Origin of the sequence: Kitasatospora sp. NPDC004614 (assembly GCF_042873675.1) — a bacterium.
GTDB lineage: Bacteria > Actinomycetota > Actinomycetes > Streptomycetales > Streptomycetaceae > Kitasatospora.
On sequence record NZ_JBIALR010000010.1, the window covers coordinates 158,849 to 174,342 of the forward strand.

Sequence of the window (15,494 nt, forward strand, 5' to 3'; positions counted from 1 at the left end):
ATATTACCGACCATCCCTTTACCTTTCCTTCCGCTAAGGAGCGGGTCTCTTGCGCAGACTCCCCACAGCCCTCCTGGCTGCGCTGACCACCGGCGCGATAGCGCTGACCGCCGTCCCGGCGTTCGCCCAACCGTCGTCCCCCGCAACGGAGTTGAGCACTGAAGGCCGCGAGGCCCCGCCGTCCCCGCTGCCGCCCCAGGAGAAGGCCCGGCAGGCGCTGAAGACGCAGGCCATGGAGCAGGTCAACCAGGGCAAGGTCGCCAAGAGCGACAAGGGCACCACCCCGGCCAAGGTGAAGATCGGCAACGACTACGTCCAGCTCGCGCACCAGCGCACGGACAAGGTGTTCGTGATCCTGGCCCAGTTCGGCGACCAGGTCGACAACTCCACGCTGTACAACGGAAAGCCGCGCTACGGCGGCACCCCGGGCCCGCAGCACAACCAGATCCAGCGGCCAGGCGCGGACGACACGCACACCTACTGGCAGAGCGACTTCAGCCGCGACTTCTACCAGAAGATGTTCTTCGACGACACGCCGGGCGCGAACTCGATGCGCAACTTCTACCGCACCCAGTCCTCGGGCCGGTACGACATCGAGGGCACCGTCACCAACTGGGTCACCCTGCCCTGGAACGAGGCCCGTTACGGTTCCAACAAGGGCCCGCAGGGCGGCGGCGGCTGGACGCAGGCGCAGGAGTTCGTCCGGGACGCCACCAAGGCCTGGTACGACGGCGAGATCGCCAAGGGCCGCTCGGCGGCGGACGTCAAGGCGGAGCTGGCGCAGTACGACGTCCAGGACCGCTACGACTACGACAAGGACGGCAACTTCGACGAGCCGGACGGCTACCTCGACAACGTGATCGTGGTGCACGCCGGCGTCGACGAGACCTGGGGCGGCGGCGCGCAGGGCTCCGACGCCCTTTGGGCGCACCGCAGTTGGACGTTCCCCGACCCGTCCGGGCAGACCGGCCCGGCGGGCAACCGGATCGGCGGCGCGCCGGTCGGCGACACCGGCCTGTACGTGTACGACTACGTGCAGGCGGGCGAGAACAGCGGAGTGGGCCTGTTCTCCCACGAGTTCGGGCACAACCTGGGCCTGCCGGACCTGTATTCGACCAACGGCGGCGACAACTCCGTCAGTTTCTGGTCGCTGATGTCCTCCGGCTCGTACCTGGGCAAGGGCCGGAACACCACCGGCGAGTACCCGGGCGACCTGGACGCCTGGAGCAAGTTGCAGATGGGCTGGCTGAATTACGACGAGGCGCAGGCCGCCACCCGTTCCAGCCACACCCTGGGCGTCTCCGGCTACAACACGGACCAGGCGCAGGCCGTCCTGGTGCACCTGCCGCCGGGTTCGACCACCACCACGCTGGCCGACCCGTTCGAGGGCGGCGCGCAGTGGTGGAGCGACACCGGTGACAACATGGACGCCTCGCTGGCCCGCACCGTGGACCTGACCGGCGCCACCGGCTCGGCCGCGCTCGACACCGCGGCCTGGTGGGACACCGAGCAGGACTACGACTTCTTCACGGTGGAGGCCTCGGCCGACGGCGGCCGCAACTGGACGCCGCTGCACGGCACGGTGGACGGACAGCCGATCGGCGACACTCCCGCGAACACCCCCGGCCTGAGCGGAAGTTCGGGCGGCTGGCGCCAGCTGCACCTGCCGCTGGACGGCTACCTCGGCAAGCAGGTGCAGGTGCGCTTCCACGTCACCTCCGACACCAACACCCACGGCAAGGGCGTGCTGGTGGACGCGGTGAAGCTGACCGCGGACGGCGCGGTGCTGCTGGCCGACGGCGCGGAGGGCGGCCCGGGCGACTGGGCGGCCGTCGGGTTCTCGGTCATCCACGGCAAGGACGCCGTCAAGCAGCACCCGCGGGCGTACCTGGTGGAGAACCGCCGCTACGTCGGGTACGGCGCGTTCCTGAAGACCGGCCCGTACAACTTCGGGTACTCGGGCGTGCCGAACAAGTCCAACGTGATCGACAACTACCCCTACCAGGAGGGCGTGTTGGTGTGGCTGTGGGACACCTCCTACGGCGACAACAACACCGTCGACCACCTGGGCGGCGGCCTGATCCTGCCGGTGGACGCGCACCCGAAGGCGCTGCGGTTCGCGGACGGCTCGACCACCAACGGGCGTTCGCAGCCGTACGACGCGACGTTCTCGCTGAAGAAGACCGACGCGTTCACGCTGCACAAGGCGGGCGTGGCGACCAAGGTGCCCTCGGAGCCGGCGGTGCCGGCGTTCGACGACCGCCACGGCGTGTACAGCGACCCGGCGATCCCGCAGCTCGGGGTGAAGGTGCCGGACACCAACACCCGGATCGAGGTGGTCCGCGAGACCCAGGGCGGCAAGCTGACCACCGTCCGCGTGGGCCCGGCGTCCTGATACCGGCGCCCTGAACCCCTGGCCGGCCGACGGCTGTTCCTCTTGTAAAGCTTCCTTTAGAAAGCTAGCTTTACATCCATGAGCGAACAGCCGTCGGCCGTCCGGCTGACCGACCCGCGCGCCCTGCGCGCCTACGCCCACCCGACCCGGATGGCCCTGGTGGGCCTGCTCCGGGTGCGCGGGCCGCTGACCGCGACCCGCGCCGCGGAGCTGCTCGGCACCGAATCGGTCGCCAGCTGCTCCTTCCACCTGCGCCAACTCGCCAAGTACGGGCTGGTCGAGGAGGCCGGCGGCGGACGCGGCCGGGAGAAGCCCTGGCGGGCCACCGCCACCTTCACCAGCTGGGAGTCCTCGCCCGCCGACCCGGAGCAGGCCGCCGCCGTCGACACCCTGCAACGCGCCGTGCTGAACAGCTACTTCGCCCGCGCCACCGCTTGGCTGGAGCACCGCGCCGAGGACACGCCCGAGTGGCGCGAGGCGATCGGCTTCGGCGACACCGTGGTCCGGGTCACCCCCGGGGAACTCACCGAACTCCTCACCCGGATCGAGGAGTTGACCCGCCCCTACCTGGAGCGCACGGACGGCCTCCCCGAAGGCGCCCGCCCCGTCCAGCTGATGCAGCTGGCCGTGCCGACGGACGTACGGCAGTGATCAGCCGCCCCCGGATACCCGAGCTGCTGCGCGATCCGGCCTTCCGCCGCTACTGGAGCGGACAGACCATCTCCTCCCTCGGCGACCAGATCACCCTGCTGGTGATCCCGCTGATCGCGGTCTCCGCCCTGCACGCCGACGCCGCGCAGATGGGCTACCTGGCCGCCGCCGGCTACCTGCCGTACCTGCTGCTGTCGCTGCACGCGGGTGGCTGGGCCGACCGCTACGGGCGGCGGCGCCGGGTGATGATCGCCACCGACCTGGGCCGCGCCGCGGTACTGCTGACCGTCCCGCTCGCCTGGGCGGCGGGCGTGTTGACGCTGTTCCAGCTGTACGCGGTGGTACTCGCGGTCGGCACGCTGTCGGTGTTCTTCAACGTCTGCAACCCGCCGCTGTTCGTCGCGCTCGTCCCCGCCGACCAGTACCTGCGCGGCAACGCGCTGATCAACGGCAGCCGCGCCGTCTCCTACGTGGCGGGCCCGGGCCTCGGCGGTCTGCTGGTCCAACTGCTGGCCGCGCCTTTGGCGTTGGTGGTGGACGCGCTGTCCTTCCTGGCGTCCGCACTGTTCCTGCGCCGGATCGACCCGGCGGAGCCGCCGCCCGCCGAGGCCGGGCGCGGCTCGGCGGGCGAGGGGCTGCGCTGGATCCGCCGCTCCCCCGTGATCCGGGCCGCGCTGCTCGGCACCGCCACCGTCAACCTGTTCACCTTCGTCATCAGCGCGTTGTTCATCCTCTTCGCCACCCGTGAACTCGGTTTCAGCGCCGGCCTGTTGGGTTCGGTGCTGGCCGCCGGCGCGGTCGGCGCGCTGCTCGGCGCGGCGGTCACCGGACGGCTGGCCGCCCGGATCGGTGTCGGGCCGGCCTTCCTGCTCGGCCTGGTGCTGTTCCCCGCGCCGCTGCTGCTGATCCCGCTGGCCGGCGGCTCGACCGGCACCGCCGCCGCACTGCTGTTCGGTGCCGAATTCCTTTCCGGTGTCGGTGTGATGATCCTCGACATCTCGGGTGGGACGATCTTCGCCGCCTGCATCCCGGACGCCCTGCGCTCCCGGGTGTTCGGCGCCTACCAGGCCGTCAACTACGGGGTGCGGCCGCTCGGTTCACTGCTCGGTGGTCTACTCGGCTCCACCCTGGGCCTGCGCCCCGCACTCTGGATTGCCGCGATCGGAGCGGTGGTCTCCGGACTGTGGGTGCTTTTCTCGCCGATCCCGCGCCTGCGCGAACTCCCCGTCCAGGAAGGGCCGGTGGATTCGGACGAACGGGCTGACCAGGAGGAACGGACCGAACAGTCGGTCTGACAACGGATCGGGAGGGCGAGGCACCATAGCGCATTCGGGCATATGCCCGATGGATATGGCCGAAAGTCTCGCCCTCCGGGGGCCCCGCCGGTAGCGTTGCGTCCCGGTCAGACTACCGCAGGTGAAAGCGGTGGCCAGGGACGCACCGTGCCCCGCACGGTGGGGAGGGAATGCGGTACGTGCCCGGTATCGAGGAATGCCTTGCGGAAGCCATGGGGATCACCGGCGCCCTGGGGGTCAGCCTGGTCGACTGGACCAACGGTCTGGCCATCGGAACCGCCGGACTGGGCCCCGACGGCGACCACGAGGTCGGGGCCGCCGACGCCACCGAACTCGCCCGGGCCGTCACCCAGACCCCGTCGTTCGCCGACCCGGACTCCGGTGCCCCGCCCGCCGAGGACGTCATCGTCACCTCGGCCGGCAACTACCACCTGATCCGCTTCGTCCCCGCCGCCTTCGACGCGAACGCCTTCCTCTACCTCCGGCTGGACCGCGACCACGCCAACCTGGCGATGGCCCGGCTCCGCCTCGCCGCCATCGCCGACCGACTGGTGCTCAGCTGATGTGGCCCACCGATACGCTCACCGCGCCCGCCGCAACACCCACTCCTCCTCCGACCGTCAACACGCTCCCCCCGCGCCTCCTCCCGCACCGGGTCCCGCCGCCGGCCCGGCACGTCGCACCGCCGGCCCGCGCACTCGCCGCCGCGGAGCTCACCCCGGCGACGCCCGTCCCGGCAACACCTGCGCAAGCCGTCATTCCGCCGATGCCGACCGTACCGCCACTACTGGTCGCCTCCCCACTGGCAGTGCCCCAACTCACCGCCGCCGCACCACAGTTGATACCAAGAACGCGACGCACCCAGGCCGCTCCGCTGCCGCGCCGCCGACGTTCCAGCTGCGCGCCCGCGACCACCTTCGAGGCCGCGCTCACCGACCTCGCCGCCCAGGCCGCCACCGGCGTCCTGCACGGCCCGGACGGCGCGGTGCACCTGGCGGCCGGCCTGGTGGTGCACGCCGAGTCCGCGCGCGGCGCGAGCGTCGGCCACCTACTCACCGGCGCGGGCCGGATCACCCTCCGCGCCTGGGAGGAGAGCGTGGCACTCGGCGGCGGACACCCCGCCGACCACCTGCTCGCGGCCGGCCTGGTCGGCACCGGCGAACTCGAACTCGCCCGCCTCGCCGCGACCTTGGACGGCGCCCAGGACGCGCTCGCCCAGCACAGCGTCGAACTGCGCTTCGACCCGGCCGCCCGCCCGGCCTTCCAACTCGCCCGCCCGCTCTCCGTCCTGGAGCTGCGCGGCGCGGTCGGCCGGCGGCGCGCCCTGCTGGACGCCTGCTGGCCGTCCGCCGAACTCGACTCCGTCCCGCCGGTCGCCACCGGCGCGGCCCCGACGCGCCGCACCGCCGTGCCGCGCCGCCGCCGCCAGGCGCTGCTGGCCGCCGCCGACGGCATCCGCACCGTGCCCGAACTGGCCCGGCTGCTGGGCCGATCCACCTTCGGCACCCTGCTGGACGTCCGGCAGCTGGCCGCCGCCGGGCTGCTCGCGTCCGGCCGGCCCGCCGTCCTCCCCGACCCGCCACCGGCCGCCGGGCCGCAATCCGCGCCGCCGGACGTGCTGGGGCGTGCCCCAATGCCGCCCGGTCCGCGCTCCTACGACTCCTCGGACCCGGAGGTGGGCCTGCTGCTCCGACTACGCGCCGCTCTGGAGGCCCTGTGACCGCCCTGCCCGTCCGCCCCTGCCCGTCGTCCGAGTCATGAAGCGCACCTTTCGTCAACTGGCCGCAAGGAGGACACCCGTGCTGCCCGAAGCCGAGGTGCAGGCCGAACTGCGCGGCCTGCGCTCCCGAGTCCCGCACCTGACGGGTTCGCTGGTCGCCACCGTCGACGGCCTGGTGGTGGCCCACGACACCAGCGCCCTGGAGGCGGAGAGCGTGGCCGCGCTGACCGCCGCCGCGCTCGGCGTCGGCGCGCGGCTGACGGAGGCCACCGGGCAGGGCGCCTTCCTGGAACTGATCACCCGCGGCGAGCGCGGCTACACGGCGACGTACGCCGCCGGCTCGTACACGGTGCTCACGCTGCTGGCCGGCGCGCAGGCCAACGTCGGCCGCCTGCACCTGGAGGCCCGCCGGGCCGGGGCACGGATAGCCGCCCTCGCCGACACAGACCTGGACCGCAGCCCGCTCTGACCCCCTCCCCTCCCCCTTTGACGCTCATCTCATCTCTGCACCACCCTGGCCCGTCGATCTGACGTGCCGTCAATTCGCTTACTGGAAGAGGTACTTGCACGATGGCTGCTGTGGAAACCGCGCTCAAGGACATCATGGGGTCGATCGAGGGCACCATCGGTGTCGCCCTGGTCGACTACAACAGCGGGATGGCCCTCGGCCTGCTCGGCGGCGGCCCCGACCTGGACCTGAACGTCGCCGCCGCCGGCAACACCGACGTGGTCCGGGCCAAGCTGCGCGCGATGGAACTGCTCAACCTGAACGAGGCGATCGAGGACATCCTGATCACCCTCTCCTCCCAGTACCACCTGATCCGCCCGCTCACCTCCCGCTCCGGCAAGGGCCTGTTCCTCTACCTGGCCCTGGACCGCCACCGGGCGAACCTGGCGATGGCCCGCCACCAGCTCAAGAAGGTCGAGACCGACCTGGAGGTCTGACGCTCGGCCGGCGCGGCTGGGCCTGCCCTGCACTCGGCCGGCGCAGGGCCGGCTGGGCCTGCTTCGCGTTCAGCCGGCCCTGCGCAGGGTGAGCAGGCCCCCGGTGGGCACCCGGACGGCGAGTTCCGTCCCGTCCACCGGGGTCTGCGCCCGCGCCACCTCCCCGCCCAGGCAGTCCTGGACCAGCAGGTCGACCCGGCCCGGCGCCCGGTCGAAGTCGATCCGCACCAGGGTGTCCGGGTCGGCGTTCGCTACCAGCAGCAGCCGCCAATCACCGGCGGCGTGCAGCGGCAGCGGGGCGTAGCGGCCGAACGCGAGCGCGCCGGGGCTCCGCGCCTCGATCACGGGGTACGCCAACTCGGGCCGGTGCGGGCGCAGTTCGCTTTGCTGGAGCAGCTCGCGGTGCTCCTTCATGACGCCCAGCCAGAACCTGAGCGCGGCCAGTTGCTCGGGGCGCTGCGCACCGAGGTCGACGGAGACCTGGGCGGTGGCGAACAGGACCGACTGGAGCAGCACGGCGATCTGTTCCGGGCTCTCCTCGGGGTGCCAGGTGAGCGGGTCGGCGTGCACGGCGAGCGGTCCGGCGGTGAGTCGCAGGTCCGCGGTGCGGACCCGGTTCTCCACCGCGTTGTGCGGGCAGTCGGCGGCCCGGACCATGGTGGCGTAGGGCCACAGGCCGGGGCCGAGGTAGTCCTGCCGGTGTTCGACCAGCACGTCGGGGCGGGTGGCGCGGAGCCGTTCGTCGAGGGCGGCGAGCAGTTTCCGCACGCCTTCGGCGACGGTGGCGCAGTCCGCCTCGGGTGAGGCGGTGTGGGGTGCGGCGCCGGGTGCGGGCCGGCGGGCGAAGGTGTCGACGAAGTCGACCTTCAGGCCGTCGACGCCGTACTTCTCGACGGCGGCGGCGAGCCGTTCGACCTGGTGGGCGCGGACGGTGGCGCTGCGCGGGTCGAGCAGGTGGGTCTCGAGTTGCGGCAGGTGGGCGAGGGTGTGGCCGGCCAGTCGTTTCGCCGCTTCGCTGCGGTCGCCGACGAACGGGACGGCGTGCCACAGCAGGTAGTTCAGGCCGAGGGCGCGGATCCGGGCGACGTGCGCGGCGAAGTCCGGGAAGTCGGTGGGGGCGGGCTGCCAGTCGCCGGTGGTGGCGTAGGAGCGGGTGCGTTCGTCGGTCTGCCAGCCGTCGTCGACGATCAGGGTGCGGAAGCCGAGCGGGGCGGCGAGTGCGGCGAGCCGTTCGACGTCGGTGGCGGCCATCGCCAGGTGCAGCGCGTACCAGGTGCAGAACACCGGCTCGAACGCGGCGTCGGGCACGGTCCGGACGGGCGCGAGGGTGGCCCACCATTCGGCGCACTCCCTTACGGTGTCGGCGAAATGACGACCAGTCAGGTCGAGCCGCAGGGCGGTCCGGGGGCCGTCCTGCTCGATCCACCAGCTGTAGCGTCCGGTCTCCTCGACGGCGCCTTCGCCGATGGCGACGGGCCGGACGAGTTCGCCGACGGCGAAGGTGCACAGCGCGCGGTCGCCCGGACCGACCAGGCTGCCGACGGGCGCGCCCTTGGGCAGTGACGCCTCCCGGGGTGTCGCCCAACTCGGGGGCAGCCAACGGGCGTTGGTGTTGGGTGTCCAGTAGCCGGTGGCGCCGGTGCAGGGCAGCTGCCACTCGATCCGCAGGCGCGCGTCCGATTCGGTGGTGGACGCCTCGATCAACAGCACGCCAGCGGCGTCGAGTTCGGTCACCGTCACGGCCGGGGCGCTGTCGCTCCCGACCGCCGTCACCCGGACGGCGAGCGGGCCGGCGTCGACGATGCAGTAGGTCTCGGTACGGCCGGACGGCGGCGCGGAGCCGTCCCAGGACAGTGTGGTCACGCGGGGTTTCCTTTCGCAGGGGTGGTCCCGCCCCGGCCGGCCGCGGAAGCGGTAGGACGGCCGGCCGGGGCGGGTGTTCGGGGTGCGCCGGCGCAGCAACGCGGCACGCCGGTCAGCGGCGCAGCGGCCCTTCGCAGGTGTAGTCGGCGGTGCCGGCCCGGCCGCCGGGCCAGATGTCGACCTTGCCGAAGTAGCAGTTCATGTCGTCGAGGTTGTTGGTGACGCCCTTGGTGCGCTCGAGGACGAAGTGGTCGACGGTGCCGGACATGTCCTTGAACACCTGGTCGGGGCTGCTGGAGTCGGCGAGGTTGGCGGTGATCCGGCCGGTGCAGACGAAGCGCATCGGCTTGTTGTTCCAGTCGCCGTTGTCCTTGCAGTCGGGGGTGTTGTAGGTGGCCTTGGCGAACGCGTCCCGCACCTCGGAGGGGTAGGCCTGGGCCAGGTACCCGTTGGGAGTGAACTTGGTGCTGGGTACGGCGAGTTGGTCGATCTTCTTGATCTGCTGGTCGAGGAACGCCGAGTACTCGCGGTCGAGGTTGCGGTCGGCGCCGAGGCGGGTCCGCCAGGCGTCGTAGCCGGCCGGGTCGTCGGCGCGCTGGTAGCCGTACATCTCGCGCAGCAGGGACGGGTGGGCGGTCCACAGGAACTCGAAGAAGGTGCCGGCGTAGTTGTAGAAGTGGAAGTCGGGCTTGTCGGCGTAGCGGGCGTGCAGGATCTGGTCGACGGTCATCCGGGGCAGGCCGGCCGCCTCGTCCTGGGCGAGCTTGTTGACCAGGGCCTTGCGGACCTGGATGCCCTGGTCGCGGGTGGCGCCGTCGAAGAACTCGGCGGTGCCCTCGTCCATCGCGGTGGTCCGGTCGTCGGCGTACCAGCGCTCGTCGCCGTAGTAACCCGGCACCGCCCAGCGGCCGTTGAGGTAGTGCGTGTACTCGTGGCGGAACAGCTCCTCCAGCGTCAGGTACGACTCGGCGCTGGTGCGCTGGTAGGTGTAGAAGGTGGCGCCCTTCTCGATGTAGATGCCGCCGTTGCTGGTCTCCATGCCGGTCAGCAGGGGGTGGTAGACCTCGTAGTCGGCCCGGGACGCGTAGAGGTGGATGTGCAGGGTGGAGTTGGTGTCTCCGGCCAGCGGGGCGTCGGTGCCGAGGACGCGGAAGAACTGGGTCTTCACCTGCTTGCTGGCGTAGTACATCTGGTCGACGGTGGCCTTGTCGAGGCCGGTGCGCACCTCGATCGCGCCGTTGTCGTACTTGTACGTGTACGGGAAGAGGCGGGCCTCGAAAGTGTCCTTGCACACCCTGAACTGGGCGCACACGCCGTAGGTGTTGGCCCAGCCGGCCGCCTTGATCCACGGGGCGGAGTACTCGCCGAAGGTGTTCCTGGTGTCCGTCAGGAGCGGGCCGATGTCCGCGGTGATCTGCGACTTGAGGGCGTCGAGTTCGCCGAGCCGGCCGTACTCGGCCATCGCGTCGCGGGCCACCCATTCGTTCGGGGTGCCCTTGAGGTAGCCGGCGGTGGCGAAGCCGCGCAGCAGGGCGCGGTGGGCGGGGTCGGCCGCGACGGCGGTGGTGTACGCCTGGTCGCGGTTGTTGATGCCGAGGTAGTTGGCGGTGAGCGCGGCGAGCACGCCGCCGCCCCACTGCGGGACGGCGACCAGCGGGCTGCCGGGGCCGAAGTGCGAGAGCAGCTGCTTGAACAGCGGCAGGTTGTGCTCGCGGATGGCGGTGGCACCGGCCACGATGCCCAGTTCGCGCATGACCAGGCCGGCCTCGGGGGTGGCGTCGAAGGCGTGGCCGCTGGCGAGGTGGGCGTCGATGGCGCGCTGGACGGCGGTGGTGGTGGGTGCGGTGGTCAGGTCGATGCTCTTCTGCGCGAAGTCGTGGAAGACGGCGGCGTGCAGGAAGTACCAGAGCCGGTACAGGGCGGGGCTGTTGGTTCCGGCGAGGCTCTGCGCCTTGGCGGCGACGGCCTGCACGTGCGCCGGGTCCATGGTGGTGGCGAACCGGGCGTCCCAGGTCCACAGGGTCCCGCCGAGGCAGGCCTCGGTGACGGCGGGGTCGGCGAGGAAGTCGGCGAGGCCCTGCGGGGAGAGGGCGGTCAGGCCGTTCAGGTCGCAGCTGACGCCGGCCGCGGTGCTCGCCAACTCGGCTGCGGTGGGGGCGGGTTGGCCGACCTTGGGGGGCAGGGCGCCGGGGATGTGGTCGCCACCGAGGCTTCCGCCGCCGGGTGCGGGCGCGGCGGTGCCGGCCTGCGGGGTGGCGCTGCCGAGGTGTTCGGCCTCGTCGTACGCGGTGCGCTCCGCGGGCGCGGGCACGGGCGCGCCGGCGGGGGCGGCGGGCACCGGGTCGGCGGCGACGGCGTGGGTGCTCTGGAGCACGGGCAGTGCGAGGGTCACGGCGATGGCTGCGGCCAGCAGGGTCTTGCGGGGTGATCGCACGGTGGGGGTGCCTTTCGTCGGGTGGGGGCGCGCTCCAACAGGCCCCGTCAGGGGCGCGAGGAACTGCGTGGGTGACCGTGCGCATCGGTCGGCCGCGCAGTTCCTTGCGTCCCTCGCGGAGCTGGGGGCGGGGCGGGGGCTGGCACGTCTGTGGGGCGCGCAGTTCCTTGCGTCCCTCGCGGAGCTCCGGGGTGGGGACGGGAGGGAGCAGTTCCTCCGCTCCCGTCCCCTGGTGCGCTATTCCTCGGGGAAGTGGCAGGCGACCTGCCGGGTGGGGGTGTCGTGGGTGAGCACCGGCGCCTCGGTCCGGCAGATGGCCTGCGCCTTGGGGCAGCGCGGGTGGAAGGTGCAGCCGGGCGGGGGGCTGGCGGGGCTGGGCGGGTCGCCGAGCAGGACGATGCGTTCGCGGGTGCGCTCGGCGACGGGGTCGGGCAGCGGGACGGCGGAGAGCAGCGCCTTGGTGTAGGGGTGGGCGGGTCTCTCGTACACGTCCGCCTTGTCGCCGAGTTCGACGATCCGGCCGAGGTACATGACGGCGACCCGGTGGCTGAGGTGTTTGACCACGGCGAGGTCGTGCGCGATGAAGACGTAGGCGACGCCGAGTTCGGCCTGGAGGCGTTCCAGCAGGCCGACGATCTGTGCCTGGATGGAGACGTCGAGGGCGGAGACCGGTTCGTCCGCGACGACGAGTTCCGGGCGGGTGGCGAGGGCCCGGGCGATGCCGATGCGCTGGGCCTGGCCGCCGGAGAACTGGTGGGGGTAGCGCTCCAGGTGTTCGGGGGCGAGCCCGACCAGCCGGATCAGGTCCCGGACTTCCTCGCGGATCGTCGCGGCGGACGCGCCCTGGGCCCGCAGCGGGGCCGCGATGATCTGCTGGACGGTCTTGCGCGGGTTGAGCGAGGCGAACGGGTCCTGGAAGATCATCTGGAACTTGCTGCGCAGCGGCCGCAGTTGGCGTTGCGGGGCGCGGGTGATGTCCTGTCCGCGGTAGCTGACCTGCCCGGCCGTCGGGTCGAGCAGGCGGACCAGCATCCGTCCGGTGGTGGATTTGCCGCAGCCGGATTCGCCGACCAGGCCGAGGGTTTCGCCGGGGCGGACGTCGAAGCTGACGCCGTCCACGGCGCGGACGCCGGGGAGGCGGCGCAGGGCGCCGCGTGCGCCGGGGAAGGTCATGCCGAGGTTCCGGACGCTCAGCAGGGCGTCGGGGGCGGCTGGTTCGGCGCGGGCGGCGAGGTGGGCGGTCTCGGTGGTCATGCGGTCACCTCATCGAGGACGCAGGCGCTGCGGTGGCCGTCGGCGACGGCGCGCAGCGGCGGCCGGTCGCCGGTGCAGCGGGCGTCGGGCGCGGCGGCGTAGACGGGGCAGCGGGGGTGGAAGGCGCAGCCGGCGGGCGGGGCGAGCAGCGAGGGCGGGGCGCCGGGGATGGAACGCAGGTCGGCACCGTCCTCGGCGTCGAGGCGGGGCAGGGAGTCGAGCAGCCCGCGCGTGTACGGGTGCCGGGGCGTGGTGAACAGCGTTTCGACGGGGGCCTGTTCGACGGCGGAGCCGCCGTACATGACGAGGACGTCGTCGGCGGCGCGGGCGATCACGCCGAGGTCGTGGGTGATCAGGACGAGGCCGAGGCCGCGTTCCCGCTGGAGGCGGGTGAGCAGGTCGAGGACCTGGGCCTGGACGGTGACGTCGAGGGCGGTGGTGGGTTCGTCCGCGATGATCAGGTCGGGTTCGCAGGACAGCGCGAGGGCGATCATGGCGCGTTGGCGCATGCCGCCGGAGAACTGGTGGGGATGTTCGCGGGCCCGGCGGGCGGGTTCGGGGATGCCGACGTCGCCGAGCACGTCGACGGCGTGGGCGTGGGCGGCCCTGCGGGTGCCGCCGAAGTGCTGGCGGTAGGCCTCGGCGATCTGGTCGCCGACGGTGAAGTAGGGGTGCAGGGCGGTGAGGGCGTCCTGGAACACCATCGCCATCTTCCGGCCGCGCAGAGCGCGGAGTTGTTCGTCGGGGGTGCCGATCAGTTCGACGCCGTCGAGTTTCGCGGAGCCGGTGACGGTGGCCCCGCGGTGCAGCCCCATGACGGCGAGGGAGGTGACGGACTTTCCGGAGCCGGATTCGCCGACGATGCCGAGGGTGCGTCCGCGTTCGACGGTGAAGTCGATGCCTTTGACAGCGCGGACGGTGCCTTCCGGGGTGGGGAAGTCGACGGTCAGGTCGCGTACGTCGAGCAGCGGGTGGGGGGTCATGACAGCCTCGCCCTCGGGTCGATCCAGGCGTAGACGAGGTCCACGACCAGGTTGGAGGTGACGATGAAGAAGGAGGCGAGCAGCGTCACGCCCATGATCACCGGCTGGTCGGACTTGTTGAGGGAGTCGGCGAAGAGTTTGCCGATGCCGGGGAGGCCGAACAGCGATTCGGTGATCAGGGCGCCGGCCAGCAGTCCGCCGAGGTCCATGCCGAGCATGGTGGCGACGGGGGTGAGGGCGGGGCGCAGACCGTGTTTGCCGACCACTCGGCGTTCCGGCATGCCCTTGGCGCGGGCGGTGCGGACGTACGGTTCGGCCATCGTCTCGATGACGGAGTTGCGGGTCATCCGGGCGTAGATGGCCGCGTTCAGCAGGGCGAGGGTGATCCACGGGAGGATCAGGTTGGTGACCCACTGGCCGGGGTTCTCACCGAAGGCGATGTACCGGGGGTACGGGAGGATGCCCGCCACGGTGACGACCGCGTAGAGCAGAATCATCGCGGTGAAGTAGACCGGCAGGGCGGCGATGCCGATGGTACCGACCATCAGAGTGCGGTCGATCCAGGTGCCGCGGCGCAGGGCAGAGATCACGCCGGCGCCGACGCCGAGGATCAGCCAGAGCGCGGCCGCACCGACCGCGAGCGAGACGCTGGTGGGGAGCCTGTCCATCATCAGCGCCCAGACGGGCTGGGCGGATTGGAAGGAGTAGCCGAAGCAGGGGAAGCCGCACTGCACGGCGTAGGGACCGGTGCCGAGGGTCTGCCCGGTGAAGATGCCGGTGACGTAGTGCCAGAACTGGACGATCAGGGGGTCGGCCAGTCCGAGTTGCTGCCGGACGAGTTCGATGCGCTCGGTGGAGCAGTCCTTGCCGCAGAACTGGGCGGCGGGGTCGCTGGGGAGCAGGTAGAAGACGGCGAAGGTGAGCGCGCAGACGATCAGCAGGGTGGCCGCCATCGCGGCGAGCCGGCGGAACACGTATCCGATCATGCCCGGCTGCCCTTCGGGTCGAGGGCGTCCCGCAGGGCGTCGCCGACCAGGGTGAAGGCCAGGACCACCAGGAACAGGCAGGCGCTGGGCAGGATGAAGAACATCGGGTCGACCTTGTAGTAGAGCACCGCGTCGGAGATCATCTGGCCCCACGAGGGCGTGGGCGGGCGGATGCCGACGCCGAGGAAGCTGAGCGCGGCCTCGGTGCCGATCAGGCCGGGGACGGCGAGGGTGACGTAGACGATGATCGTGCCGGTGAGGTTGGGCAGGATCTCGCCGAACAGGATGCGGACGCTGCTCGTGCCGCTGGCCCGGGCGGCCTCGACGTATTCGCGGTGCTTGAGCGAGAGGGTCTGGCCGCGGACCACGCGGGCGATGTACGGCCAGGAGAACAGCGACATGACGCCGACCAGCAGCAGGACGCGGTTGACGTCCCGGGCGACGGAGAGCAGCGCGATCATGAAGATCAGGCTGGGGAAGGACATCATGACGTCCATGAACCGGCTGATCAGGGCGTCGATGCGGCCGCCGAAGTAGCCGGCGGTGATGCCGAGGACGGTGCCGATCAGGGTGATCAGGACGGCGGCGCTGAAGGCGACCAGCAGGCTGATCTGGGCGCCGTAGAGCAGCCGGGCGAAGATGTCGCGGCCGAGCAGCGGTTCGACGCCCAGCCAGTGCTGGGGGCTGATGCCGCCGAGGGCGCCGCGGGGCAGGCCGCCGAGGTAGGGGTCGACGGCCTTCTTGTCGACGGTGTCGGGGCGGGTGCCGCTGATCGCGGTGAGCAGCGGGGCGAGCAGCGCGGCGAGCACGAAGAAGGCGATGATGCCGGCGCCGACGAGGGCGGTCTTCTGCCGGCGCAGGCGGTGCAGGGCAAGCTTCCAGGGGGAGGCGGGGGTCTCGGCGGTGTCCGAGGCCCCCGCTCCCCCGGCCGGCGCCGGGGCGAGCGGGGTCGTCGTCATGGTGGTGGA

13 protein-coding genes are annotated in these 15,494 nt (G+C 71.9%); 7 read left to right on the top strand and 6 right to left on the bottom strand.

Annotated elements, in window-relative coordinates; genetic code table 11:
- Positions 1-49: 49 nt before the first annotated feature.
- The 7 genes from ACFYST_RS21855 (at position 50) to ACFYST_RS21885 (ending at position 7,006) form a co-directional block, all read left to right on the top strand.
- On the top strand, positions 50-2,395 hold the full coding sequence (locus ACFYST_RS21855) for an immune inhibitor A domain-containing protein (RefSeq protein WP_387633922.1): 2,346 nt from the start codon (positions 50-52) through the stop codon (positions 2,393-2,395).
- A 78-nt stretch (positions 2,396-2,473) separates the two neighbouring features.
- Complete coding sequence (locus ACFYST_RS21860) at positions 2,474-3,046, top strand: winged helix-turn-helix domain-containing protein (RefSeq protein ID WP_387864658.1); 573 nt, start codon at positions 2,474-2,476, stop codon at positions 3,044-3,046.
- Positions 3,043-4,341 carry an MFS transporter gene (locus ACFYST_RS21865; RefSeq protein ID WP_387864660.1) on the top strand — a complete coding sequence of 433 codons (1,299 nt, stop codon included), beginning with the start codon at positions 3,043-3,045 and terminating at the stop codon, positions 4,339-4,341. The genes ACFYST_RS21860 and ACFYST_RS21865 overlap by 4 nt, the downstream gene beginning before the upstream one ends.
- A gap of 179 nt (positions 4,342-4,520) precedes the next feature.
- Positions 4,521-4,904: a hypothetical protein gene (locus ACFYST_RS21870; RefSeq protein WP_387864663.1), complete on the top strand. Its 384-nt coding sequence runs from the start codon at positions 4,521-4,523 to the stop codon at positions 4,902-4,904.
- Positions 4,905-5,107: 203 nt separating this feature from the next.
- Entirely contained in the window at positions 5,108-6,061 is a 954-nt protein-coding gene (locus tag ACFYST_RS21875; RefSeq protein WP_387864666.1) for a hypothetical protein, read from the top strand.
- Between the two features lie 79 nt (positions 6,062-6,140).
- Positions 6,141-6,530: a roadblock/LC7 domain-containing protein gene (locus ACFYST_RS21880; protein ID WP_387864668.1), complete on the top strand. Its 390-nt coding sequence runs from the start codon at positions 6,141-6,143 to the stop codon at positions 6,528-6,530.
- Positions 6,531-6,631: 101 nt separating this feature from the next.
- Positions 6,632-7,006, top strand: a complete 375-nt coding sequence (locus ACFYST_RS21885; RefSeq protein ID WP_387633933.1) for a hypothetical protein — start codon at positions 6,632-6,634, stop codon at positions 7,004-7,006.
- 69 nt (positions 7,007-7,075) lie between these two features.
- Here ACFYST_RS21885 and ACFYST_RS21890 read toward each other — a convergent pair whose 3' ends face one another.
- The 6 genes from ACFYST_RS21890 to ACFYST_RS21915 form a co-directional block, all read right to left on the bottom strand.
- Positions 7,076-8,869 (bottom strand): glycoside hydrolase family 36 protein, encoded by a 1,794-nt coding sequence (locus ACFYST_RS21890; protein WP_387864671.1) that lies wholly within the window; start codon positions 8,867-8,869, stop codon positions 7,076-7,078.
- Between the two features lie 112 nt (positions 8,870-8,981).
- Positions 8,982-11,303, bottom strand: a complete 2,322-nt coding sequence (locus tag ACFYST_RS21895; RefSeq protein WP_387864674.1) for a collagenase — start codon at positions 11,301-11,303, stop codon at positions 8,982-8,984.
- Between the two features lie 237 nt (positions 11,304-11,540).
- Complete coding sequence (locus ACFYST_RS21900) at positions 11,541-12,557, bottom strand: ABC transporter ATP-binding protein (protein WP_387633939.1); 1,017 nt, start codon at positions 12,555-12,557, stop codon at positions 11,541-11,543.
- Entirely contained in the window at positions 12,554-13,540 is a 987-nt protein-coding gene (locus ACFYST_RS21905) for an ABC transporter ATP-binding protein (RefSeq protein ID WP_387633941.1), read from the bottom strand. Before ACFYST_RS21905 ends, ACFYST_RS21900 begins: the two co-directional genes overlap by 4 nt.
- Positions 13,537-14,526 (bottom strand): ABC transporter permease, encoded by a 990-nt coding sequence (locus tag ACFYST_RS21910; RefSeq protein WP_387633943.1) that lies wholly within the window; start codon positions 14,524-14,526, stop codon positions 13,537-13,539. Before ACFYST_RS21910 ends, ACFYST_RS21905 begins: the two co-directional genes overlap by 4 nt.
- Positions 14,523-15,485, bottom strand: coding sequence for an ABC transporter permease (locus tag ACFYST_RS21915; RefSeq protein ID WP_387864677.1), 963 nt, complete (start codon positions 15,483-15,485; stop codon positions 14,523-14,525). The genes ACFYST_RS21910 and ACFYST_RS21915 overlap by 4 nt, the downstream gene beginning before the upstream one ends.
- Positions 15,486-15,494 lie beyond the last annotated feature (9 nt).

Excerpts from the sequence above, each read along its gene's own strand:
- ACFYST_RS21885 (WP_387633933.1), top strand. The coding sequence starts at position 6,632 with ATGGCTGCTGTGGAAACCGCGCTCAAGGACATCATGGGGTCGATCGAG.
- ACFYST_RS21860 (WP_387864658.1), top strand. The coding sequence starts at position 2,474 with ATGAGCGAACAGCCGTCGGCCGTCCGGCTGACCGACCCGCGCGCCCTG.
- ACFYST_RS21900 (WP_387633939.1), bottom strand. The coding sequence starts at position 12,557 with ATGACCACCGAGACCGCCCACCTCGCCGCCCGCGCCGAACCAGCCGCC.
- ACFYST_RS21910 (WP_387633943.1), bottom strand. The coding sequence starts at position 14,526 with ATGATCGGATACGTGTTCCGCCGGCTCGCCGCGATGGCGGCCACCCTG.
- ACFYST_RS21915 (WP_387864677.1), bottom strand. The coding sequence starts at position 15,485 with ATGACGACGACCCCGCTCGCCCCGGCGCCGGCCGGGGGAGCGGGGGCC.
- ACFYST_RS21905 (WP_387633941.1), bottom strand. The coding sequence starts at position 13,540 with ATGACCCCCCACCCGCTGCTCGACGTACGCGACCTGACCGTCGACTTC.
- ACFYST_RS21875 (WP_387864666.1), top strand. The coding sequence starts at position 5,108 with ATGCCGACCGTACCGCCACTACTGGTCGCCTCCCCACTGGCAGTGCCC.